At 45.3% G+C, this 21,973-nt stretch carries 24 protein-coding genes; 15 read left to right on the top strand and 9 right to left on the bottom strand.

All coding sequences use genetic code 11. The annotated features are described in order from the left end of the window. Positions 1 to 13: 13 nt before the first annotated feature. From N473_RS12380 to N473_RS12365, 4 genes are all read right to left on the bottom strand, one after another. A complete protein-coding gene (locus tag N473_RS12380) occupies positions 14 to 1,120 on the bottom strand; it encodes an ABC transporter substrate-binding protein (protein ID WP_081221134.1) in 1,107 nt (368 codons plus the stop codon). Continuing rightward, complete coding sequence (locus N473_RS12375) at positions 1,086 to 3,200, bottom strand: GNAT family N-acetyltransferase (RefSeq protein ID WP_155735594.1); 2,115 nt, start codon at positions 3,198 to 3,200, stop codon at positions 1,086 to 1,088. The genes N473_RS12380 and N473_RS12375 overlap by 35 nt, the downstream gene beginning before the upstream one ends. After that, a complete protein-coding gene (gene uvrD / locus N473_RS12370; RefSeq protein ID WP_063368170.1) occupies positions 3,142 to 5,307 on the bottom strand; it encodes a DNA helicase II in 2,166 nt (721 codons plus the stop codon). Before uvrD ends, N473_RS12375 begins: the two co-directional genes overlap by 59 nt. A 149-nt stretch (positions 5,308 to 5,456) precedes the next feature. Further along, positions 5,457 to 6,398 carry a chemotaxis protein CheV gene (locus N473_RS12365; RefSeq protein ID WP_063368169.1) on the bottom strand — a complete coding sequence of 314 codons (942 nt, stop codon included), beginning with the start codon at positions 6,396 to 6,398 and terminating at the stop codon, positions 5,457 to 5,459. 203 nt (positions 6,399 to 6,601) lie between these two features. Here N473_RS12365 and N473_RS12360 point away from each other — a divergent pair, with 203 nt between their 5' ends. Next, entirely contained in the window at positions 6,602 to 7,663 is a 1,062-nt protein-coding gene (locus tag N473_RS12360; RefSeq protein WP_063368168.1) for a potassium channel family protein, read from the top strand. Continuing rightward, complete coding sequence (locus tag N473_RS12355) at positions 7,660 to 7,866, top strand: hypothetical protein (protein WP_231099565.1); 207 nt, start codon at positions 7,660 to 7,662, stop codon at positions 7,864 to 7,866. Before N473_RS12360 ends, N473_RS12355 begins: the two co-directional genes overlap by 4 nt. 1 nt (position 7,867) lies before the next feature. Here the strand turns inward: N473_RS12355 and N473_RS12350 are convergent, their stop codons facing one another. Next, positions 7,868 to 8,329, bottom strand: coding sequence for an EVE domain-containing protein (locus tag N473_RS12350; RefSeq protein ID WP_063368167.1), 462 nt, complete (start codon positions 8,327 to 8,329; stop codon positions 7,868 to 7,870). A 74-nt stretch (positions 8,330 to 8,403) separates the two neighbouring features. Here N473_RS12350 and tesB point away from each other — a divergent pair, with 74 nt between their 5' ends. Next, positions 8,404 to 9,261, top strand: coding sequence for an acyl-CoA thioesterase II (gene tesB / locus N473_RS12345; RefSeq protein ID WP_063368166.1), 858 nt, complete (start codon positions 8,404 to 8,406; stop codon positions 9,259 to 9,261). A 20-nt stretch (positions 9,262 to 9,281) separates the two neighbouring features. On the opposite strand, the gene plsB is transcribed toward tesB, so the two are convergent. Beyond that, positions 9,282 to 11,708, bottom strand: coding sequence for a glycerol-3-phosphate 1-O-acyltransferase PlsB (gene plsB / locus N473_RS12340; protein WP_063368165.1), 2,427 nt, complete (start codon positions 11,706 to 11,708; stop codon positions 9,282 to 9,284). A gap of 524 nt (positions 11,709 to 12,232) precedes the next feature. Between plsB and rpsJ the strand changes: the two genes are divergently transcribed. The 12 genes from rpsJ to N473_RS12280 all read left to right on the top strand — a co-directional run bounded on the left by rpsJ (position 12,233) and on the right by N473_RS12280 (position 18,046). Continuing rightward, complete coding sequence (gene rpsJ, locus N473_RS12335; RefSeq protein WP_005495349.1) at positions 12,233 to 12,544, top strand: 30S ribosomal protein S10; 312 nt, start codon at positions 12,233 to 12,235, stop codon at positions 12,542 to 12,544. A 27-nt stretch (positions 12,545 to 12,571) separates the two neighbouring features. Then, complete coding sequence (gene rplC, locus N473_RS12330; protein WP_010376387.1) at positions 12,572 to 13,207, top strand: 50S ribosomal protein L3; 636 nt, start codon at positions 12,572 to 12,574, stop codon at positions 13,205 to 13,207. A 17-nt stretch (positions 13,208 to 13,224) separates the two neighbouring features. Then, positions 13,225 to 13,827 (top strand): 50S ribosomal protein L4, encoded by a 603-nt coding sequence (rplD, locus tag N473_RS12325; RefSeq protein ID WP_023398458.1) that lies wholly within the window; start codon positions 13,225 to 13,227, stop codon positions 13,825 to 13,827. Next, on the top strand, positions 13,824 to 14,126 hold the full coding sequence (gene rplW, locus N473_RS12320; RefSeq protein WP_023398457.1) for a 50S ribosomal protein L23: 303 nt from the start codon (positions 13,824 to 13,826) through the stop codon (positions 14,124 to 14,126). Before rplD ends, rplW begins: the two co-directional genes overlap by 4 nt. A 17-nt stretch (positions 14,127 to 14,143) precedes the next feature. After that, positions 14,144 to 14,968: a 50S ribosomal protein L2 gene (rplB, locus tag N473_RS12315; RefSeq protein ID WP_023398456.1), complete on the top strand. Its 825-nt coding sequence runs from the start codon at positions 14,144 to 14,146 to the stop codon at positions 14,966 to 14,968. 16 nt (positions 14,969 to 14,984) lie between these two features. After that, positions 14,985 to 15,263, top strand: a complete 279-nt coding sequence (gene rpsS, locus N473_RS12310) for a 30S ribosomal protein S19 (protein WP_010367084.1) — start codon at positions 14,985 to 14,987, stop codon at positions 15,261 to 15,263. A 12-nt stretch (positions 15,264 to 15,275) separates the two neighbouring features. Further along, the gene (gene rplV, locus N473_RS12305) at positions 15,276 to 15,608 is read left to right on the top strand and encodes a 50S ribosomal protein L22 (protein WP_010386167.1); all 333 of its coding nucleotides are present in this window, start codon (positions 15,276 to 15,278) and stop codon (positions 15,606 to 15,608) included. A gap of 12 nt (positions 15,609 to 15,620) precedes the next feature. Continuing rightward, positions 15,621 to 16,322 carry a 30S ribosomal protein S3 gene (rpsC, locus tag N473_RS12300; protein ID WP_023398455.1) on the top strand — a complete coding sequence of 234 codons (702 nt, stop codon included), beginning with the start codon at positions 15,621 to 15,623 and terminating at the stop codon, positions 16,320 to 16,322. Positions 16,323 to 16,335: 13 nt separating this feature from the next. Next, a complete protein-coding gene (gene rplP, locus N473_RS12295; RefSeq protein WP_023398454.1) occupies positions 16,336 to 16,749 on the top strand; it encodes a 50S ribosomal protein L16 in 414 nt (137 codons plus the stop codon). After that, entirely contained in the window at positions 16,749 to 16,940 is a 192-nt protein-coding gene (gene rpmC, locus N473_RS12290) for a 50S ribosomal protein L29 (RefSeq protein WP_039607538.1), read from the top strand. The genes rplP and rpmC overlap by 1 nt, the downstream gene beginning before the upstream one ends. Continuing rightward, positions 16,940 to 17,197: a 30S ribosomal protein S17 gene (rpsQ, locus tag N473_RS12285; RefSeq protein ID WP_039607539.1), complete on the top strand. Its 258-nt coding sequence runs from the start codon at positions 16,940 to 16,942 to the stop codon at positions 17,195 to 17,197. Before rpmC ends, rpsQ begins: the two co-directional genes overlap by 1 nt. A gap of 159 nt (positions 17,198 to 17,356) precedes the next feature. Then, positions 17,357 to 18,046: a hypothetical protein gene (locus N473_RS12280; protein WP_063368164.1), complete on the top strand. Its 690-nt coding sequence runs from the start codon at positions 17,357 to 17,359 to the stop codon at positions 18,044 to 18,046. A 7-nt stretch (positions 18,047 to 18,053) separates the two neighbouring features. Here the strand turns inward: N473_RS12280 and N473_RS12275 are convergent, their stop codons facing one another. From N473_RS12275 to N473_RS12265, 3 genes are all read right to left on the bottom strand, one after another. Then, on the bottom strand, positions 18,054 to 18,335 hold the full coding sequence (locus tag N473_RS12275) for a hypothetical protein (RefSeq protein WP_063368163.1): 282 nt from the start codon (positions 18,333 to 18,335) through the stop codon (positions 18,054 to 18,056). 125 nt (positions 18,336 to 18,460) lie between these two features. Further along, the gene (gene hemN / locus N473_RS12270) at positions 18,461 to 19,831 is read right to left on the bottom strand and encodes an oxygen-independent coproporphyrinogen III oxidase (protein ID WP_063368194.1); all 1,371 of its coding nucleotides are present in this window, start codon (positions 19,829 to 19,831) and stop codon (positions 18,461 to 18,463) included. 121 nt (positions 19,832 to 19,952) lie between these two features. Next, entirely contained in the window at positions 19,953 to 21,884 is a 1,932-nt protein-coding gene (locus N473_RS12265; protein ID WP_063368162.1) for a HAMP domain-containing methyl-accepting chemotaxis protein, read from the bottom strand. Between the last annotated feature and the right edge of the window lie 89 nt (positions 21,885 to 21,973).

The following is a 21,973-nucleotide window of genomic DNA, read 5'->3' as shown; positions in this document are numbered from 1 at the left end:
AGCTAAGCATAGATCAATATTTTAAATAAGACCTAAATACCGGGCGCTGTGAGGTACTTTTTTGTTGCTGGTTTAACAGCGATTGTAGCGATTTATCTGTGCTCAAAGTACGTGGCATCGCGGTGGCGATACACGCTGATAGCTTAGTATAGTCACAGTGCTGAAGCGATTTCGAAAATAAGTAGGCATTTACAAACCCTTCGAAGGACTGATAAGTCATGGTTTGCTGATGTGCTTTTGATAAGTTGCGAAATAAGTTGCAGATGTCTCCATGACACGTATTGGGATCGGGCAATACTTCGGTCACCATCACATGAGCGGGCACAGTGATGTCAGCAAACAGAGAGGCGGATGATACAAACGAAACGCTGGTATAGGTGCCTCTAAAACCACCTCTATGGGCTTGATTGATAAACGCAGCAAGCGGCTCGTAGGTGCCAATCATGGCAATGGCTGTTGCTTGTGTGGTTAATATCTGTGTCAGCGCTTTTGCGATATCATTGGTATTGCGACGAAAACGTGCGATGACAACGGGCTCAATGCCTTTGTTTTTAAGCGCTTGACGGTGACTTTTTTCTAATGTGAGGCCAAATTCATCTGCCTGAATAAACAACGCAATTTTTGTGTGCCCAAGTTCATCGACAAGATAGCGAACTTGCTCTTGGGCTTCATCTAAATAGCTTGCGCGGAGTTTAAAAATAGGGAAGCCTGGGTTTTGATATAAGAATTCGGCGCCAGTGTAGGGCATTAATAATGGCAGCTGGTGGCGTTTTAAAATCTCTTTGATTGCATGTGTGGTGGGCGTCCCCATGTTACCGATCAGGGCATCGATGTGCTGATGCCTGATAAGGTACTGCGTATTATCAACCGCGCGGCTCGGCTCATAGCCATCGTCGAGTGCAATGAGTTGAATATGGGGTTGTTTAATATCTGATTGCTGATTGGCGTAATTAAAGTAGAGCTCATGGCCTTGCTTAAGTTGTTGGCCAATATGACTGGCAGGTCCGCTCAATGCGACGCTCATGCCTAATTTAATGTGTGCTTTGGGCTGTGCCGCAATCTGCGCGGATCCAATGAATAACGTGCTAATAAGGGCCGTTTTTACGAGTAATTTCAGCATAAACTTCCGATAACAGTGACTGATAGGCCAGCTGTAATTGTTTTTTAGACTCTAATTTAAGTGCTTTGGCTAATTCTTTTGGCTGATGTCGCTGTAATAATAGTTGAATTACCTGCTGTTGAGCAATCCTTGAAAGCGAATTTATGATGCTGGGCTGTGTTTTTATAACTTGCTGTATTACTGGTGCAATTTGTTGCTCTGTGGCCGTTTTACTGGCCAAGTATGTCACTTGCTTATACAGCTGTTCAGGTAGCTCTTTGTTGGGGAGTGTAGTCACTAAGCTGCGCACAAGCGTCCACGGTAACGTGGCGTACAGACTGCTCAGTGCAAAGAATAATTGATCAGCAAACCCATCTCGCTCTGCGCTGAGCGCAATTTTGCTATGACTATGTACAACCAGTACTGCAAACTCGCCGCTGGCTTTGTCTTGCTTAAAACCTAACTTTATTGGTTTAAAGCCCAGCTGTTGCCAGTAATTGAGAAGCTGAGACTGCGCGCCAAAGCTGCTGCCAAAATAACTCACTTGGCTGTTTAACTGTGCCATGACAAAGCGAATTAGCTCGCTGCCAATGCCTAGCTTTTGGTGGGATGGTGCCACCGCAATACGTACGATGCGTGCGCCTTGTGCGGTGCAATACAGGGTGTTACCTAAGAGCTGAGTAAGCTGTTGCGCCATTAAATGCCCGGCTGGTCGGCGTTCACCGAGTGCAATTTTACTGGCAAGCTCAGGTGTTAAGTTACCCTCTAAACCGACTAAACACACTGCGACGGGCTGCTGATTTTGGCTGACGACAAACAGTCTGTTGCTGGGGCTATCCAATAGCTGTCTCAAGTCATTGACTGACGTTTGATAATGCGCCAAAACCAGCAATGCAAAGATTTGCTGCAACAAGGCTTCATTGTGGATAAGGGTCTCGCGACTCACTTCGCTGTATTCAAGTATGCTCTGCGCAGGCTCTATCGCTGAATATTGACTGTCGAGTGCCAGTAGTTGGCGCATATGCTGCTCTAATGGATCACCCGCGCCATAGCGAATAGGTTCTTGGAGATGCAAGTCTAAAAAATGTGGATGCTCGGCTTTGAGATGCGCTTTAAAACGCAGTGTATAGCCGCGACCATTGCCTTCATAGCCTACTAAGGTGCTGGCAAATATAGTATTGGGATATAAAGTGAGTAACTGTTTTAAAATTGGTACCGGTATCGCAGCAGCCTCATCGATGAGCAAGAAGTCGCACTGTGGCTTGGCTGCAATCACAATATCAGGGGGCATGTAGGATAATGTCTGGCAGTGGTTTTGATTCACCGCAGGTACAGTGAGATCAAGGGCCTGCGCATAGTGTTTAAAGCCATTTTGTACTGCTCGGCGCTGCTGTGCGCATAAGATAATCTGTTTGTCAGCGAAGGCAGCAGCAATTAATCCGAGTGTTGCTGACTTGCCGCGTCCTCTGTCCGCACTGAGTAATATTGGCGTATTGGATTCGCGTTGAAAATGTCTTGTGATCAGAGCGACTAGGTGTGCTTGAGATTGTAGGTCTAAAATGGATTTCTCTGCGCAGTATTGAGCGGGAAGATTTGCTTCGCCTGATTCATTAATTATCCAGCAGTTCTGTTGTTGGACTTGGTGTGCAAAGCGTTTTAAAAAGGGGCTTTGTGTCGCCTGTTCGCCTTCAGAGAGCCAGCGTGTCAGCGCTGGATCACACCAAGATACTAGATTTGATAATTCTGGCAGCAACAGTACTAGCAGCCCACCGGATCTGACTGTGCCAGTGCATGCTGCGAGTTTATTGGGGACTATGCCGCTGTAGCCGTCATACAGGACAAAATCGAACTCCTGACCTAAGATTTGGTGCAGGTGCTGTGGCCAAACAGCCTTGTCCAAGGCGCTATCATCACTCAGAATAAGCTGCTCAGTAGAGTGGGTAAGACGTTGAAAGTACGCTTGCCCCCAGCTTCTGCTGCCACAAAGTAGCAGCAGTTGGCGGTGTCTTGCGTTTTGCAACGCAAGGAGTAATGAGTCGAGATTAAATGGCTTGCAGTCTTGCATAAGCTGTGACCAGCCACTTAGTACCGACGTCGTCAAAATTGACCTGGATACGAGATTGCGCACCAACGCCTTCGTAATTGAGTACGGTACCGGCACCAAATTTTGCGTGTAGCACACGTTGCCCAAGGTTGAAGTCGCTGTCTTCAAATGCAGCATGGCTGACCGATGCGCTGAAGCGATTGGTGGTAGCCGGTCTAGATACTTGAGTTTTAATGCGGATCTCTTCAGTACAGTCTTCAGGTAGTTCACGCAAAAATCGAGATGGGCTGTGGTATTTCTCTTGGCCATACAAACGACGACTTTCAGCATGACTGATATACAGCTTTTGCATTGCGCGAGTCATACCGACATAACACAGTCTGCGTTCTTCTTCTAAGCGCCCAGACTCTTCATGGCTTTGCTGTGACGGGAACATGCCTTCTTCTACACCCACCATAAAGACCAGTGGAAACTCTAGACCTTTGGCCGAGTGCAGCGTCATCATTTGCACTGCATCTTCGTGTTCATCAGCTTGACCTTCGCCAGACTCTAGCGAGGTATAGGCTAAGAAGCCTTGCAGTGGCGAGCTAAACTCTTCTTCTACTGGCAGCTCAAATTGGCCACAGGCATTGATTAATTCTTCTAAGTTCTCCACTCGCGCACGGCCTTTTTCACCTTTTTCAGCTTGGTACATGGCCAATAAGCCCGAATGTTCAATTGTGGTTTTGGCTTGTTCAGCCAGTTCGAGTTCAACCAGCTTTTCATCTAACTGTTCAATTAATTCAATAAATCGGGTGACCGCTGTGGCTGCGCGACCGGCTAAATGTTTTTGCTCGATCACTGCTTTGGCTGCATACCATAGTGGAAGAGACTCATTGCGTGCACAGTCACGAATATGACTCAGCGTTTTGTCGCCAATACCGCGAGTCGGTGTATTGATCACACGCTCGAATGCAGCATCATCGTTACGGTTGCTGATCAGGCGCAAGTAAGAGAGTGCATCTTTGATCTCTTGACGCTCGAAGAAGCGCATACCGCCGTAAATGCGATACTTTAGGCCTTCTTGTAAAAGGGCTTCTTCCAGTACACGAGATTGCGCATTGTTTCTGTACAAGATGGCGCAGTCTGTCAGTGCATTGCCATCTTGCAGCCAAGATTTAATTTTGCCGACGGTAAAGCGCGCTTCATCTAATTCATTGAAAGCGGCATAAATGGAGATGGGTTCCCCCTGTGTGCCATCGGTCCAAAGGCTTTTACCCATTCGTTCTGAGTTATTTTGAATGAGGGCATTGGAGGCTTTCAAAATGGTGCCTGTCGAGCGATAGTTTTGCTCAAGGCGAATGGTATCGGCATCAAAGTCTTTTAAGAAGCGTTTGATGTTTTCAATTTTCGCACCACGCCAGCCGTAGATACTTTGGTCATCATCACCGACGATCATGATGTTGTTGTCGCCACCGGCAAGTAGGCGGAGCCATTGATATTGAATGCTGTTGGTATCTTGGAATTCGTCTACCAACATATGTTTGAAGCGCTGTTGATAGTGTCGCAGAAGTGTCGGTTGCTGCTGAAGCAATTCGTAGCAACGCAGCAAGATTTCCGCAAAATCAACTAAACCGGCTCTGTCACAGGCATCCTGATAGGCTGTGTAAACGTTCAGCATAAGTTGCTCACTGGCGTCATAGGCTTGAATGTCTTTAGGGCGCAATCCTTCATCTTTTCGGGCACTGATATACCAGCTAAGTTGCTTGGCAGGCCATTTTTTCTCGTCAATATTCATTGCCTTGAGTAGACGTCTGATCATGCGCTGCTGATCGTCTGAGTCTAGAATTTGGAATGACTCAGGTAAGTTCGCTTCTCTATGATGGGCGCGCAGAATACGATGTGATAAGCCGTGGAAGGTGCCGATCCACATTCCGCCAACTGGACTTTGCAGTGTTTCCTCAACACGGGTACGCATTTCTTTGGCGGCTTTATTGGTAAAGGTTACAGCAAAAATGCTGTAAGGAGAGGCATGCTCTACCTGCATTAACCAAGCGATACGGTGCACCAGCACTCGTGTTTTACCAGAGCCTGCACCAGCCAGAATAAGCATATTGCTGAGCGGTGCAGCAACCGCTTCACGCTGCTTGTCATTCAAGCCGTCAAGTAATTCAGATACGTCCATCTTTGCGCCTATTTCGAAAAGTGAGGGCAAAGTATACCTAGCGTCGCATTTAAAGCCCAGTTTTCAGCGAATATTTCAATGGTTTAAAATATAACTGATTGAAAATTAGGTATATTTAATTTTTGTTTTACTGTCTTTTTATACAGTTTTTAGCCTAGGATCTGCTTTAAACGTTTTTGCATTTCTTGGACTAACAAATCAGGCTGAAACTTAGATAAAAAAGCATTACACCCGACTTTCTCCACCATGGCTTGGTTGAAACTGCCGCTCAGTGACGTATTGAGTATGACATAGAGGTCTTTGAGTCTCTCGTCATTGCGTATTTCATAGGTCAGTCGATAGCCGTCCATGACTGGCATTTCTGCATCGGTGATCACTGCCATCAGTTCTTTGTTAACGTCAATGCCCTCATCAGCCCAGTGCTTAAGTAGATTAAGCGCTTCTTGGCCATCTGTCGCTGGAATGATCTCTATACCTATTTGCGCCAAGGTATCAGAAACTTGACGGCGCGCGGTCGCGGAGTCATCAGCGTGCAGGATCTTGCGTCCTTGAAATTGATTTAAGATGCTTTGGTCGAGCACGCCTTCAGGGATTTCGATGTCATAGTCAATGATTTCAGCGAGTACTTTTTCCACATCGATAATTTCTACAATGTGTTCGACCCCTTCACGGTGTACTTTCGTCAATGCCGTTAAATAATGATTGCGACCGACTGTTTTCGGAGTTGGCATGATGTCTGACCAAGTGGTATTGACAATGTGGTCCACTTTACCGACTAAAAACGCTTGGACAGTTCGATTATATTCGGTGATGACTAGGTTGCTGTCATCATCATATTCAGTAGGGGGCATGCAAATCGCTTGTCGCAAGTCGATAACGGGGATAGATTCACCGCGTATATTGGTGACGCCTGCGACCTTTGGATGGGCGTTGGGCATTTTGTTTAAATGAGGTAGTTTAACGACTTCTTTTACTTTAAATACATTCAGTGCAAACAGGTGTCGACTGTGTAAATGAAATAGCAATAATTCAAGCCGGTTTTCACCTACCAACTGTGTGCGTTGATCAACTGAAGCTAACACACCCGCCATACTTTCACCTCATCATCTTGCTGCTTTTCAAAGTATACACATATAACAGTAAAAATTACGAGTTCTTTACATCAGTCAGAGTATAAAAGCAGTATTTACTGAAAAATATAGGATAAATCAAAATTTTCCGTGTAAAGCATTGACTTGTTTATGTACTCATAGATGATGTCATATAGGGATAAAATAGAGGATCAGGAAAATCAATGCCTATCGTTATGAAGCGCATGCTGTTACAAATTCAAAGCCATATCAACCGAGCCAGTTGGCAAGTCTTAGTCTTGGCGACGGTCAGTCATATGTTATTGACTTGGGGACTATTATGGCTGGCGCAAGAACAGGCGCTATTACCGTTTAATACATTTGTTTATTACTATGTGGTCACCACTTCGACAGTGGGGTACGGTGATTTAAGTGCTGCATCGGAGTTTGGTCGATGGGTTGTTGCTTTGGTGCAAATCCCGTTTGGTTTAGCGCTCTTTGGGGTTTTATTAGGGAAAGTTGGACAAGAAATTACAATATGGGTGAAAAAAGCAATGAAAGGCGATAAAGATTTCTCACATTTACATGATCACATCATTATTTTTGGCTGGCACGCAACCAGAACGGAAAAAATGATTGAATTTATCCTCGCTGACAACAAGCGTATTGAGCGACGGATCATTCTTGCCGTACAAGAGGAAATGGAGCACCCATTATTACGTTACCCTCAAGTAGATTTTGTGCGCTTAGCAAGCTTCACAGATGATACAGAGTTATCTCGCACCGCCATTCAGGAAGCCGACAAGATCATTGTGGATGGTAAAGATGATGATCATACCTTCACAACGGCATTAAAGCTCAGCCCAATGGTGAAAGATACAGCACATATCAGTGCCCATTTTATCGATGAAACCAAAGCGCAATTACTACGTGTGCACTGCGCGAATGTTGAGTGTTCAACCGCCATGTCTGCCGAAATATTGGTGCGTTCTATGCAGGATCCCGGTTCTAGTCGCATACAGGAAGAGCTGTTATCGACGTTGCGAGGAGATACCCAGTTTAGTTTGCAAATGCCGAGCTCACTGGCCGCATGTGAATTTGGTCAGTTATTTATGTTTTTCAAAGAGCATCACAATGCAACTTTGTTGGGGGTTGCCCATGACCGAAGTGGTCAGGATATGGATTTAAATCCTCCGCTAAATTATGCCCTTAAAGGTGGTGACTTTATTCACTATATTGCGCCTCAGCGAGTGTTAGAGAAAGAGGTAGCTTGGGAGCAGTTATGACCGAGTTGATGTTAATGGTTGGGATGGTTTGTCTTTACTTAGCGCCAATTGCTATGGTGGCTGGTAGTAAGCGCTCTAAAGGCCATGAGAAAAACGGCTGGTTGATAGGCACCTTGTTTTTCTCATGGGTTGCATTACTACTGTACGTGACAATGATCCCAAAAACTGGGCGAGTGAAAACTCGCCGCAAAAAACACAGTTAACTTACCTTTTTGACATCGCGATAATGTGCTGCCACTCAGTGTCTGTGACTGGCATGATGGAAAGTCTACCGGCTTTTTTGAGGGCCAGTTCAGTGATGGCGTCCTCCGCTTTAATCGCTTTTAGGGTCACCTGAGCGGGCAATTGTTCGACATATTGCACGGTGACACCTATCCACCTTGGGTTGTCAGGTGTCGATTTAGGGTCGTAATAATCACTGCTTGCATCAAATTGATACGGATCTGTTTGTGCCCCCTCGACTACTTTAGCGATACCAACAACGGCTGGGACTTTACAGCTGGAATGATAAATAAAGACCTCATCACCCACCTGCATCTGGTCGCGCATAAAGTTACGCGCTTGGTAATTGCGGATCCCTTCCCAAAATGTACTTTGCTCAGGGGCGTTTTTTAAATCATCGAGAGAGTATGCATCAGGTTCAGTTTTGAATAACCAATAAGCCATTATAAGTGCTCAATTAAAGATAGATTAGTGTATTATTATCACTAATTGCAGTAACTACAATGGTGAGGTAGCTAATGAGTCAGGTTTTACAGGATTTACTTGATTTATTGAGTTTGGAAGAAATCGAGCAGGGGATCTATCGCGGGCAAAGCCAAGATTTAGGGTTTCCACAAGTCTTTGGTGGGCAAGTGATGGGACAAGCGCTGTCTGCGGCGAAATACACGCTACCCGAGGGCCGTTACGTTAACTCTTTGCACTCTTACTTTCTGCGCCCCGGTGATGCCAGTAAACCCATTGTTTATGATGTTGAAAATATCCGTGATGGGCGCAGTTTTAGTACACGGCGTGTGAGCGCGATCCAATACGGAAAACCAATTTTTTATATGACGGCGTCGTTTCAAGGGGACGAACCGGGTTTATCCCATCAGTCTGACATGCCATCTGTACCAGAGCCTGAAACGCTGAAGTCTGCGCTGCAGTTTTACCAAGATAATGCAGAGTTGATCCCAAAAGCGCTGAGACCAAAGTTTACCCAAGAGATGCCGTTGGATATGCGCCCGGTCAATTTTCAAAATCCGTTTCAGCCGCAAAAGGCGGCAGCTAAACGTCATGTTTGGTTTAAAGCCAATGGCACCATGCCGGATGAAAGGCGGATCCACAATTATTTACTGGCTTATGCATCTGACTTTGAGTTTCTACCTACTGCTTTACAGCCTCACGGATTATCATTTATGCAGCCAAATATGCAGGTTGCGACGATTGACCATGCGATGTGGTTTCACCGCCCGTTTAGATTAGACGATTGGATGCTGTACAGTGTCGATAGTCCAAGCGCGAGCAATGGTCGTGGTCTGGTACGTGGCCAATTCTTTAATCGCCAAGGTGAACTCGTGGCGTCCACCATACAAGAAGGGGTAATGCGCCAACGCTAACGTGGCGCATCGGTATAGCGTTAAACCGTATCGTTGATAGACTGCCAGATACGTGCTGGCAGTAATTCGGTGAGAAACCCTTGCAGCTCTTCAAGCTGAGTTTCAGCATTGATAGTTTGTTGCTCCGAAATACTGATAAAGCCTTGCTCTCTCAGTGCATTGATAAAGTTACTCAATACTTTCTTGTCAAAAAACTCAGGGCTTTTGATCCCATGCAGGGTGCCTAAACGGTTTGCTAAAATGTCGCTTTCTCTTTCTAAGTCAGGACGTTTAATCCCTTGATTATTAATCACGAGACTGCTGGTGATGGCATAACGTTCAAGGGTTAAGTGACACACTTTACCCAGCATTTCTAGCTTAGCTAGAGCGCGATTGTCCTTACTCGCAACAGCCTGTTCACCGTCAAAAGTGATCAAATCATGCTGTGCGAAGCTTTCTAAAATATCGTTAATGTAGCCGCTTGGCATAGGGGTTAAAAACCACTCTTTGGCAAACAGCGGGTATAGCGTTGCGAGTTTTTGCTCACACTCTTTAACACTCATGCTATAGCGGTTGAATAGCATTTGTGCCAGCACACTGGGGACGGCAAACAGGTGCAAAATATTGTTACGATAATAGTTGAACAGCGTACGTTCTTTTTCTTTGATGGTGATGATGTCACCTAACCCATCTTGCAGTACCTCAAATTTATCGAGCTTAAGTGCATGGGCCAGAAGGGCGTCGGCATCTTCATCTGGTTGGGTTATATGCGCATTGTATTTGGCATGTTTTTGTAGAGCCAAATAAAAGCGCAATTGCTCCAGTAGCTTTTGCTTGCTCAGTGCAAATTGTTCATTGCTGAGCAGGATGGTTGCAAGCACATTAATCACGTTCAATGCAGCACTGGCGTTGATGTTCGTCATGATCTGATCGGCGACATTAGCGACTTGGTTGTTGAGCCACTGTGGTTTTGGAGCATCTTCTGCACTGATAGCTTGGCGCCAATCAGGTTGGTGTTCATTTAAGTACTGATTGAGGTTGATGGGTTGGCCAAAGTTTAAATAACCACGTCCGTAATTACGTAGGTTCTTAATGGCTTTGAATACACCCAATACAGACTCATTTTTCTTATTATTACCAGCAAGCTCTTTGAGGTAGGTGTTGATTTCCATGACATGCTCGTAGCCAATATAAACAGGCACAATTGAAATCGGCCTGTCTATGCCCTTGAGCATAGACTGCATGGTCATGGCTAGCATACCGGTTTTGGGTGGCAGTAAGCGACCTGTGCGACTGCGCCCGCCTTCAGTGTAAAATTTGACTGAGTAACCTTTAATAAATAACTGACTTAAATACTCTTTGAACACAGCTGAGTAGAGTTTATTGCCGGCGAATGAGCGGCGAATAAAAAACGCGCCTGAGCGGCGGAAAATACCACCTGCTGGGAAAAAGTTGAGATTCACACCTGCGGCTATATGCGGCGGTACTAAGCCTTGATGATAAATGACATAAGTCAGTAATAAGTAATCCATATGGGAGCGATGACATGGCACGTAAATAATTTCGTGTCCTTTGTCCGCCAGCGATCTGACCTCATCGGCATTTTTGACCTCAATGCCGTTGTATAATTTGTTCCAAAGCCAAGTCAATACGCGATCGGCAACACGGACCATGGCATCAGAATAGTTTGCCGCGATCTCGTCTAGTAACTCTTGGGCGTTGAGTCTTGCTTCATGATGACTCAAACCTTTTGCTTTGGCTTCTTCGGCAATGGCCTTTTTGATATTGGGCGCGGCGAGAATAGAGTTAAATAAGGCCTCTCTGGATGGGAGCTTAGGCCCTGTTGCAGCAAGTTGCTGACGGCGGAAGTGAACACGGGCGACCCGAAGTAGCTTTTGTGGGAGCTCTTCGACATCGGCTTTATCATTCATTAATTGCTCTACGGCAATGGGGGCTGAAAAGCGCACTAGACTATCACGACCTGAAAACAAGACGACTAAACTTTTTCGAAGCCAACTTGGTGTCAGGGAGTGGCTCAGTAAAGTGGCCAGACCTGGTTTCTCTTTACCAGGATCTCTGCCCCAAAAAACCGAGACAGGTAAAATTTGCGCTTTGACATCTGGGTTGGCTTTGAGCGCGTAGAATATGTCTTTGCTGAGCGCTAATGCATTACTGGGCTTAGCCGATTTGGAGAATAGCGGCGTTGGATTTTGCATCGCAATAAAACGCGGTACCTCAGTACTGCCAATTTTTTGTGATTGCATTGGGCTTGGTAAACCAAGTTGCTGGCACATGCGATCAATGGCTGCGAGATCGGAATGGGAGTTTAATCTCGTCACATAAAAAGTTGGCAGGTTTGGGTCGAGGCTAAATTGCTCGATTGGGTTTTCTGGCAACAGTTTACTTTTAACTAAAAGCCAATTAGTCCAGCGCGCGAGCACGTTGAGACTTTGGGATATAAAGCGCATATACAGTACCAATAATAATTTTTGTAATAGAATATCAAGGATTCACTGGACTGACCATGGTCCAGTGAGTCCTTGCGTGGTGTCGCCTACAGCCAAGTTATGATGTTTGAGGCGCCACGGATATGAAACCAAAGCACGTTAAACGGTGTTTTAAGTATAGCCAAGGCAGGTTTAAACACAGTTATTTATTAGGACGTTAGCCTTTTAATGAACTTTAATTTGGCACTTGGTTAAAGAGTTACTAGGGCGCTGAGTTTGGCGAAAAAACAGGATATCGCAGTGCGACAAATATATTGCATTTAATTGTTGCATTTATCACCAGTATCATTATAATGTGCGAACTTTCTCGGCTTCTGGCCGCTGAAAGTATAAATGAAAGTCTGGATTTCAGACTATTAAACAGGAACTCCGATTTGGAGTTCGATGGTAGAAATAAAAGAACAACCGACTTCTTAGGTATTTTAAGATAGTTTCGGCGGTTTTTTTATGCTCTTTTTAAATGCTCTTTTAATTGAGGTTTAAGAATGTCAAATCAACGCATTCGTATTCGCCTAAAAGCTTTTGACCACCGTTTGATTGACCAATCAACGGCGGAAATCGTGGAAACTGCGAAGCGCACTGGTGCTCAGGTACGTGGTCCAATCCCACTACCTACACGTTTTGAGCGTTTCACTGTATTGATCTCTCCGCACGTAAACAAAGACGCGCGTGATCAGTATGAAATCCGCACCCATAAACGTCTGATCGACATCGTAGAACCAACTGACAAGACTGTAGACGCTCTAATGCGCCTAGACCTTGCTGCTGGTGTTGATGTTCAAATCAGCCTGGGTTAATCGAAAGATTAGAGAGGTTTTAGGAAAATGGCATTAGGTCTAGTCGGTCGTAAAGTGGGTATGACACGTATCTTCACTGAAGATGGTGTATCTATCCCTGTGACAGTTATCGAAGCGACGCCTAACCGTGTAACTCAGATCAAATCTGACGCTACAGACGGTTATAACGCGCTTCAAGTTACTGCAGGCGAGAAAAAAGCAAGCCGTGTAAACAAACCAGCAGCGGGTCACTTCGCAAAAGCTGGCGTTGAAGCGGGTCGTGGCCTGTGGGAATTCCGTCTTAACGGCGGAGAAGGTGAGTTTGAAGTAGGTTCAGAACTAACTGTTGAACTTTTCACTGAAGTGAAAAAAGTAGACGTTACTGGTACTTCAAAAGGTAAAGGTTTCCAAGGTGGTGTTAAGCGCTGGAACTTCAGCATGCAAGACGCTACACACGGTAACTCTCTATCTCACCGTGCTCCTGGTTCAATCGGTCAAAACCAGTCTCCTGGTAAAGTTTTCAAAGGTAAGAAAATGGCCGGTCAAATGGGTAATGTTCGTTCTACGACACAGAACCTTGAACTAGTTCGTGTTGACGCTGAGCGTAACCTGCTTTTAGTTAAAGGTGCAGTACCTGGCGCTATCGGCGGCGACGTTATCGTTAAACCTGCTGTTAAAGCATAAGTCCTGGAGATTTAGTGATGGAATTAGCAATTAAAGGCGCTGGTGCGCTTGAAGTTTCCGAAGCTACTTTTGGACGTGAGTTTAACGAAGCATTAGTACACCAAGTAGTTGTTGCTTACGCAGCAGGTGCTCGTCAAGGTACTAAAGCTCAGAAGACGCGTTCTGAAGTACGTGGTGGTGGTAAGAAACCATTCCGCCAAAAAGGTACTGGCCGTGCACGTGCTGGTACAATCCGCAGCCCAATCTGGCGCAGCGGTGGTGTGAGCTTTGCAGCTAAGCCGCAAGATCACAGCCAAAAAGTTAACCGTAAGATGTATCGCGGTGCGATCAAGAGCATCTTATCTGAACTAGTTCGTCAAGAGCGTCTTGTTGTTGTTGAAAACTTCGGTTTAGAAGCACCTAAGACTAAAGAACTAGTAGCTAAGCTTAAAGAGCTTGAGCTGAAAGACGTATTAATCGTGACTGAAGAAGTAGATGAGAATCTATTCCTTTCATCTCGTAACCTGTACAAGGTTGATACTCGTGACGTAGCTGGCATCGACCCAGTAAGCCTAATCGCTTTCGATAAGGTTCTAATTACTGCTGGTGCTGTGAAGCAACTTGAGGAGTCATTAGCATGATCAGTGAAGAACGTCTTTTAAAAGTAATTCTTGCTCCACACATCTCTGAGAAAAGCACTATCTCTGCTGAAGCGAACAACACTATTGTGTTCAAAGTAGCAAAAGATGCAAACAAAGCTGAAGTTAAAGCAGCTGTTGAAAAGCTTTTTGAAGTAGAAGTAACTGGTGTTCGCACTCTAAATGTTAAGGGTAAAACAAAGCGTACAGGCATGCGTTTCGGCCGTCGTTCAGACTGGAAGAAAGCCTACGTTACTCTTAAAGAAGGCAGCGAGCTAGACTTTGTCGGCGGCGCCGAGTAATAAGGGGAGTTAGAATTATGGCACTTCAAAAGTGTAAACCAACTTCTGCGGGTCGTCGTCACGTCGTTAAAGTGGTTAACCCTGATCTACACAAGGGTAAGCCATACGCTCCGCTACTAGAGAAAAACTCTAAATCAGGTGGTCGTAACAACAACGGTCGTATCACGGTTCGTCACATCGGTGGTGGTCACAAGCATCACTATCGTGTAATCGACTTTAAACGCACTAAAGACGGCATTCCAGCTGTTGTTGAGCGTCTAGAGTATGATCCAAACCGTAGCGCAAACATCGCTCTTGTATTATATGCAGACGGTGAGCGTCGTTACATCATCGCACCTAAAGGTGTTAAAGCAGGTGATGCTATCCAGTCTGGTGTTGATGCACCAATCAAAGCTGGTAACACATTACCAATGCGTAACATCCCAGTAGGTACTACAGTACACAATGTTGAGCTTAAGCCTGGTAAAGGCGCTCAGATTGCACGTTCTGCTGGTGCATATGTACAGATCCTAGCGCGTGAAGGCCAGTACGTGACTCTACGTCTACGTTCAGGTGAAATGCGTAAAGTTGAAGCGGATTGCCGCGCAACTATCGGTGAAGTAGGTAACGCTGAACACATGCTTCGTTCACTAGGTAAAGCTGGTGCTAATCGTTGGCGTGGTATCCGTCCTACAGTTCGTGGTGTTGCCATGAACCCGATTGACCACCCACACGGTGGTGGTGAAGGTCGTACATCTGGTGGTCGTCACCCTGTGTCTCCATGGGGTAAGCCTACTAAAGGTGCTAAGACACGTAAGAACAAGCGTACTGATAAATTTATCGTACGTCGTCGTACTAAGTAATAGTTGAGGAATTGCCATGCCACGTTCTCTCAAGAAGGGTCCATTCATTGACCTACACTTGCTGAAGAAGGTAGAGAAGGCGTTGGAAAGCGGTGACAAGAAGCCTATCAAGACTTGGAGCCGTCGTTCAATGATCATCCCTAACATGATCGGATTGACCATCGCTGTCCATAATGGTCGTCAGCACGTACCTGTATTCGTTACAGACGAAATGATCGGTCACAAACTAGGTGAATTTGCACCTACACGTACTTACCGCGGTCACGCTGCGGATAAGAAAGCTAAAAAGCGTTAATCGGAGGATATGATGGAAGCATTAGCTAAACACAAATTCGCCTCTGGTTCGGCGCAAAAAGCACGTCTAGTTGCTGATCAGATCCGCGGACTTCCGGTTGATCGCGCGCTAGAAATCCTAGCGTATAGCCCAAAGAAAGCGGCTGTATTGGTTAAAAAAGTACTTGAGTCTGCTATCGCTAACGCGGAGCACAACGAAGGTGCTGACATTGATGAGCTTAAAGTGGCTAAAGTATTTGTAGACGAAGGTCCTACAATGAAGCGTATTATGCCACGTGCTAAAGGACGCGCAGACCGCATCCTTAAGCGTTCAAGCCACATCACTGTTGTGGTTTCAGATAGCTAGGAGATATAAGTAATGGGACAAAAAGTTCATCCTACTGGTATTCGCCTAGGTATCTCAAAGCCTTGGGTATCTACTTGGTACGCGAATACAAAAGATTTCTCTGAGCAGCTTTTTGGCGATCACAAAGTGCGTCAATACCTTACTAAGGAATTGAAAAACGCTTCTGTGTCTAAAATCGTTATCGAGCGTCCAGCTAAATCTATCCGTGTAACAATTCACACAGCTCGTCCTGGTGTTGTTATCGGTAAAAAAGGTGAAGACGTTGAAAAGCTTCGCCAAGCTGTAACTAAGCTTGCTGGTGTACCTGCACAAATCAACATTGCAGAAGTACGTAAGCCTGAGCTAGATGCTCAATTAGTTGCTGACGGTATCTCTTCACAGCTAGAACGTCGTGTTATGTTCCGCCGCGCTATGAAGCGCGCAGTACAAAATGCAATGCGTCTAGGTGCTAAAGGTATCAAAGTTGAAGTTAGCGGTCGTTTAGGCGGCGCTGAAATCGCACGTTCTGAGTGGTACCGTGAAGGTCGTGTACCTCTACACACTCTACGTGCTGATATCGATTACGCAACTTCAGAAGCTTTGACTACTTACGGCATCATCGGTGTTAAAGTTTGGATCTTCAAAGGCGAAGTTATCGGTGGTCTTCCACTGAAACAAGAGCAAGAGAAGCCAGCTAAACGCGCACCGAAGAAAGCTAAAAAAAGTGCTAAGTAAGAGGTAGCGACTAATGTTACAGCCAAAACGTACAAAATTCCGCAAGGTACACAAAGGCCGCAACCGTGGTCTTGCTACTAGCGGTAACAAAGTTAGCTTCGGTTCTTTCGGCTTGAAAGCGACTGGCCGTGGCCGTATGACTGCTCGTCAAATCGAAGCAGCTCGTCGTGCTATGACGCGTCATATCAAGCGTCAAGGTAAAATCTGGATCCGTGTGTTCCCAGATAAGCCGATTACAGAAAAACCGCTTGAAGTTCGTATGGGTAAAGGTAAAGGTTCTGTTGAATACTGGGTTGCTGAAATTCAGCCTGGTAAAGTACTTTACGAGATGGAAGGTGTTTCAGAAGAGCTTGCTCGTGAAGCATTCGACCTAGCTGCTCGTAAATTACCTTTCAAAACAACATTTGTAACTCGGACGGTAATGTAATGAAAGCTAGCGAATTGAAAGACAAAAGCGTAGAAGAGCTTAAAGCTGAACTTCTAGAGCTTCTTCGTGAGCAGTTCAACCTGCGCATGCAAGCGAGCACTGGTCAGCTAGCTCAAACTCACGAGCTGAAAAAAGTACGTCGCAATATTGCGCGTGTTAAAACGGTTATCAACCAGAAGGCAGGTGCATAATGAGCGATAAAATCCGTACTCTTCAAGGTCGTGTAGTTAGCGACAAAATGGATAAGTCAATCGTTGTTGCTATCGAGCGTCAGGTTAAACACCCGATCTACGGTAAATTCATCAAGCGTACAACTAAGTTGCACGCACATGATGAAAACAACACAGCACTAGCAGGTGACGTCGTGACTATTCGCGAATGTGCGCCAATCTCTAAGAACAAATCTTGGACGCTAGTTGACGTGATTGAACGTCCTAAGAAAGCTTAATTTTTAATTAAGTGGACTTATAAAAACCCCGGCTTTGGTCGGGGTTTTTTCTTTTTAATACTTGCATTTATACCCTCTTAGTTTCAACCTATTGCTTTGAACTTTTCAAGAAAACTAACCTCAAAACATAAACGACATTAAAGATTAAAGGATTATGTAATGCACTCTACGCGAGTGGCTGTGTTGGGCTCTTTGACCATACATGGTGTGATTGGGGGGTTGTTATTTTTAGTCGCACCGACAATACCTGTCGTAAAAAATGATAAATCGCTTAAAGTGTATGTGGTTACTATGGATGAGCCGGACCAATCAGCTATGGAGGAAGAGGTTGTTGACGCTGATGTCGTCGAAGTAATAGATAAACCACCTATTGAAGAGGAAATAAACGAGCCCGAACAAGCTCAAGAGGTCATTGCAGAGCAAACACCCGCACAGCCGATGAGTGTGGAAGAACAACCCGTACTGGAGCCTGTTCATGAGCAAAATGCTGCAACACCTAATAAAGTAAAAGTGATTAAGGTTAATCCCTATAAAGGTATTGAACAGCTAAAACAAAAAGAGCAAGCGGCTTTTTTTGGCTCTCGTCAGTTTGATATACAGGTTGGTGCGCCAGCACTGAGAATGCGCACGCCAAAAGCGCACACACAGTATTTATCCGGTGAAACCGAGGTGATTTATCGCGGTCAAGGTAAACGTGTGGTGAAATGGAAAGGTAAATGTTATTTATTTGATGATTCTTCAGAGATGGCACAAGCAGATATGCCTTCTTCTTCGGGTCAACCTTGTCCGGGTGAACTTTCTAACAATGAAGAGATGTTAAAGCGAGCACTGGATAAATACCTTAAATGAGATAGTGTCAGCGAATTAAAGTTAACTTGAGGTAACGTAGGTAAAACCAACCTGACATCCCGCCAGCAATAGGGAGTGTAAGCAGTGCTGCCCAGCCACTGACATAAAAACTCACCAATATCATGGTGATATCATAATTAAAAAGTATGCAAGGTGTATCGGCCCGCTCATTGACGACGCACGTCAGTGAGCTGGATAAAAGTTGTGCAAAGAGCACACAGAGAATAGGCGCAATCGCAATGGCCGCAAAGACCACAGATAGCACTAAATAGCGTTTGGGTTTGAGCATACTTTTTCCTTGTATTGCTTTTTTGCCAGTGTGAAACAGTGCTACTGTGAGTGCAAGCGTTTTCGGTTGAGCGTGAGGCTATGATGTGGATTAGGGGGCCCACAGTGACTGTAGGCCGGGTCCTTTTATATCACTCGCGAAAAGCGGGTATTTTTGATTTGTTGCTGTAAATAGGCGTCAAAACACATACAAATGATTCGAATGAACAAGGTGCCTTTGGCTGTGACCGTGATGGTGTTTTGGTCATTGATCACCAAGCCATCTGTTTCCAACGGGGCCAGTGCTTGCAGTGCCTGCGCAAAGTAATCATCAAAATTGATATTAAACTGCGCATTGATAGCTGTTTTATCTAAGTCGAAATGGCAAATGAGCTGCTTTATCACGGCGGCACGTATGAGGTCATCTTGATGTAAAGCGATGCCTTTGCTGATGGCATTTTTTCGCTCCAGTACTGCTTGATAGTATGGTTTCAAATCCTTCTCATTTTGTAATATGGCATCGCCTATCTGAGAGATGGATGACACGCCTAATCCTAATAAATCGCAGTTGCCATGGGTGGTATAGCCTTGAAAATTTCTATGTAGTTGACCTTCGCGCTGTGCAATTGCAAGTTCATCATCCTGTTTGGCAAAATGATCCATACCAATATACTGGTATCCTGCCTGTGTCATACGTTCAAGCGTCGCTTTGAAGATGGCCAGCTTTTGCTCTGGCGTAGGCATATCATGCTCTTTGAGTTTGCGCTGGGCGGCAAATCTGTCTGGTAAATGGGCGTAATTGAAGAGCGAAACACGATCTGGGGCTAACTCAATAAGTTGCTCTATGGTTGCTTGGTAAGTCTCGGGAGTTTGGTGTGGTAAGCCGTATATCATGTCCATATTGATGGACTTGAACCCAAGGGCTCTTGCCTGTTGTAATACCGTGAGGACTTCATCTATTTGCTGCGGACGATTCACCGCAGTTTGTACTTGGTCATTAAAGTCTTGAACGCCAAAAGACACACGATTGAAGCCAAGTGTTTTGAGAGACTCCAACATACCATTAGCCAAAGAGCTAGGGTCAATTTCAATGCCGCGTTGTGCAGTGTGAGTAAAATCAAAATGTTGCTCAAGGGCCTCGATGAGTCGCGTCATTTGCTCCGCGGTTAAAAACGTTGGTGTGCCGCCTCCTAAGTGCAATTGTTCAACTTGGTAACCTTGAAACAAAGGGGCTTGTGCGGCAATCTCTTGAAGCAGATGATCAAGGTAAACGTCGGCTTTAGACTGGTGGCGCGTTATGATTTTATTGCAGCCGCAGTAATAACAAAGTTGATGGCAAAATGGGATATGAATATACAGCGACAGTGCACGATTAGCTGAGCTGGCAATGGCACGGGTCAAGTCACTTTGCGAATACCCAGAGGTTAATGACAAAGCGGTGGGGTAAGAAGTATATCTTGGACCAGAAATATTGTATTTCTGGATCAGGGAATCTTCCCAATGAGGTAGTTTAATCACGATCGCACTCACATAAAATTACACCACACAAGTATAGGTGTTAGCTAAAAAGCAGAGTTTGATCTGACGCAATGGGGTGTTTATTAGGCAGTGCAATTAAACTGCACTGCCTGCTTGTTTACTAGAGTTGATAGCGTTTGGCTGTGGTGGCCAAGTTGTCTGCTAAAGAGGCCAATAACGCAGCGTCATTTGAGGCTTTTTCCGCGCCTTGGGCAGTTTCTTTGGCCGTACCAGTGACATCACGAACGCCTTGAGACACCTGCTGTGTCACCGCATTTTGCTGTTCTGTCGCACTGGCTATTTGGATACTCATATCTCGGATCGCAATAACGGAGTCAGATACCTGTTGCAACGTTTCTCCTGCTTGGTGAATTTGAGCTGCGGTGGTTTCTGCATTTTCAACATTACTGCCCATCAGATCGACCGAGCGCTGCGCTTCTTGTTGCAAGCGTGAAATCATCGCTTGGATCTCTTCGGTGCTCTGTTGTGTACGACTGGCTAGGCTGCGTACTTCATCGGCAACAACAGCAAAGCCTCGACCCTGCTCACCAGCTCTCGCCGCTTCAATGGCTGCATTGAGTGCAAGTAAGTTGGTTTGATCGGCAATACCGCGGATGACGTCTAAAATAGAACCAACGGACTGCGTTTCTTCAGCCAGTTTCGAAATTGTTTGACTGACGTTGTCAATATCGGCTTTCAGCGTTGTGATTGACGTGGTGGTTTGCGCAACCGCATTTAGCCCGTGTTGCGAGGACTCCTCTGCGGTAGTGGCGGTATCCGCTGCAGATTGAGTGCTTTGGGTAATGTCGGCTACTGTTTGTGCCATCTCATCCATTGCTCTGTCGGTATTTTCTAATTGTGCCATTTGCTGCTCAGCACCTTGCATGGCCTGTGTGGTGATGGCACTCATGTTGTGTGCCGTGGCGGTGAGTGTGTCAGTAGATTGGTGAATTTGTTCGATAAAGGTTCTGAGATTTGACACCATTTCTGACATCGCTTGATAAATCCCGCTATTGTTTTGATGTTGCTCAAACCGAACGGTAAGATCTCCTGCTGCAATTTTTCTCGCCATTGCCTCAATTTCACGAGGTTCGCCACCTATCGGTTGTTTGATGATTCTGCTTATGAACCAACTAAAAAAGACACCACAGACGACGATGAGTATGGCAAGTGTGATCACAGTGAATTTGGCATTGGCACTGGCTGTCTGCACAATTGGCCCAAGCTCATCTTGAGACGCTTTGATATCGAGCTTGATATTCTCAACTTGGGCGGCAACATCAGGGCCTATTTTATCAAGTACCTGAGTGATTTCTGTATTACGCTTTATGATGACTTGATAGACTTCTTCTAAACCAGCTTGGTACGCCTCAAGTGGAGTGATAAACCCTTGGAGTTGGCTGGTTTGGGATGCCCGTAAAAACTGCGTCGCTTGGCTATTTAAAGTGCTCAAAGTATCTTTGGCCAATTGATAATCACGCTCAGCATTGGCGACTAAAAATTGGTTTGTGGATAAGCGCCCTTGCTGTAAAAGGCTTCTCAGTGCACTGATCTTATTGACTTCCTCAATAGATTGGGCGTTGTCCATCATACTGCGTAGTTTACCGTCTAGCTCGGGCCCATACTTATTGAGTGTGTCATTGACAATTTGGTGTCGACGCTCGTACAAGCTAATCACTTGCCTAAAACTGCCTTCATATCTTTCTATTTGTTTCTGACTATCGGTGATGATGTTTAGTTGGGAGGAGTTGGTATACTGTGCTTTTGCTTTATCGAGCAGGGTTTCAAGGAGGTCTAAGCGCTGGTCGAACTGAGCTATATTGGCATCACTTTGATGTTTTAGATATTTTATTGCTTGTAATCTTACCTCTAATAAGTTTGCCTGAATTCGTCCTGCTAAGTTACTGTCTCTGGCTTTGGTTCGATAGTCAACGAAGTTGTTATATCCATTACTTAAACTCCAGAATGCGGTGATGGATAATACGATTATCATCAATATCATAACGCCAAATGCGCTGTTTAATTGTTGGCTCAGCCGCCAGTCTTTTATCATATGACACCCTTCAAGCTACATTGAGCTATGAGTTAAATTGCACAAAATCTATTCGTGCTTGTTATTAATATACTCGGTTTTCTAAGATT

The sequence above is a fragment of the Pseudoalteromonas luteoviolacea CPMOR-1 genome (assembly GCF_001625685.1).
GTDB classification, from domain to species: domain Bacteria; phylum Pseudomonadota; class Gammaproteobacteria; order Enterobacterales; family Alteromonadaceae; genus Pseudoalteromonas; species Pseudoalteromonas luteoviolacea_K.
The sequence above is the reverse complement of the archived record's forward strand: the minus strand, read 5'-3'. Positions and strand labels throughout refer to the sequence as shown.

Excerpts from the sequence above, each read along its gene's own strand:
- tesB (WP_063368166.1), top strand. The coding sequence starts at position 8,404 with ATGAGTCAGGTTTTACAGGATTTACTTGATTTATTGAGTTTGGAAGAA.
- rplC (WP_010376387.1), top strand. The coding sequence starts at position 12,572 with ATGGCATTAGGTCTAGTCGGTCGTAAAGTGGGTATGACACGTATCTTC.
- N473_RS12265 (WP_063368162.1), bottom strand. The coding sequence starts at position 21,884 with ATGATAAAAGACTGGCGGCTGAGCCAACAATTAAACAGCGCATTTGGC.
- N473_RS12280 (WP_063368164.1), top strand. The coding sequence starts at position 17,357 with ATGCACTCTACGCGAGTGGCTGTGTTGGGCTCTTTGACCATACATGGT.
- rpsS (WP_010367084.1), top strand. The coding sequence starts at position 14,985 with ATGCCACGTTCTCTCAAGAAGGGTCCATTCATTGACCTACACTTGCTG.
- rplB (WP_023398456.1), top strand. The coding sequence starts at position 14,144 with ATGGCACTTCAAAAGTGTAAACCAACTTCTGCGGGTCGTCGTCACGTC.
- N473_RS12360 (WP_063368168.1), top strand. The coding sequence starts at position 6,602 with ATGCCTATCGTTATGAAGCGCATGCTGTTACAAATTCAAAGCCATATC.
- N473_RS12350 (WP_063368167.1), bottom strand. The coding sequence starts at position 8,329 with ATGGCTTATTGGTTATTCAAAACTGAACCTGATGCATACTCTCTCGAT.
- uvrD (WP_063368170.1), bottom strand. The coding sequence starts at position 5,307 with ATGGACGTATCTGAATTACTTGACGGCTTGAATGACAAGCAGCGTGAA.
- N473_RS12355 (WP_231099565.1), top strand. The coding sequence starts at position 7,660 with ATGACCGAGTTGATGTTAATGGTTGGGATGGTTTGTCTTTACTTAGCG.
- rpsC (WP_023398455.1), top strand. The coding sequence starts at position 15,621 with ATGGGACAAAAAGTTCATCCTACTGGTATTCGCCTAGGTATCTCAAAG.
- rplW (WP_023398457.1), top strand. The coding sequence starts at position 13,824 with ATGATCAGTGAAGAACGTCTTTTAAAAGTAATTCTTGCTCCACACATC.
- rplD (WP_023398458.1), top strand. The coding sequence starts at position 13,225 with ATGGAATTAGCAATTAAAGGCGCTGGTGCGCTTGAAGTTTCCGAAGCT.
- N473_RS12365 (WP_063368169.1), bottom strand. The coding sequence starts at position 6,398 with ATGGCGGGTGTGTTAGCTTCAGTTGATCAACGCACACAGTTGGTAGGT.
- rpsJ (WP_005495349.1), top strand. The coding sequence starts at position 12,233 with ATGTCAAATCAACGCATTCGTATTCGCCTAAAAGCTTTTGACCACCGT.
- N473_RS12275 (WP_063368163.1), bottom strand. The coding sequence starts at position 18,335 with ATGCTCAAACCCAAACGCTATTTAGTGCTATCTGTGGTCTTTGCGGCC.
- rpmC (WP_039607538.1), top strand. The coding sequence starts at position 16,749 with ATGAAAGCTAGCGAATTGAAAGACAAAAGCGTAGAAGAGCTTAAAGCT.
- rpsQ (WP_039607539.1), top strand. The coding sequence starts at position 16,940 with ATGAGCGATAAAATCCGTACTCTTCAAGGTCGTGTAGTTAGCGACAAA.
- N473_RS12380 (WP_081221134.1), bottom strand. The coding sequence starts at position 1,120 with ATGCTGAAATTACTCGTAAAAACGGCCCTTATTAGCACGTTATTCATT.
- rplV (WP_010386167.1), top strand. The coding sequence starts at position 15,276 with ATGGAAGCATTAGCTAAACACAAATTCGCCTCTGGTTCGGCGCAAAAA.
- rplP (WP_023398454.1), top strand. The coding sequence starts at position 16,336 with ATGTTACAGCCAAAACGTACAAAATTCCGCAAGGTACACAAAGGCCGC.
- plsB (WP_063368165.1), bottom strand. The coding sequence starts at position 11,708 with ATGCGCTTTATATCCCAAAGTCTCAACGTGCTCGCGCGCTGGACTAAT.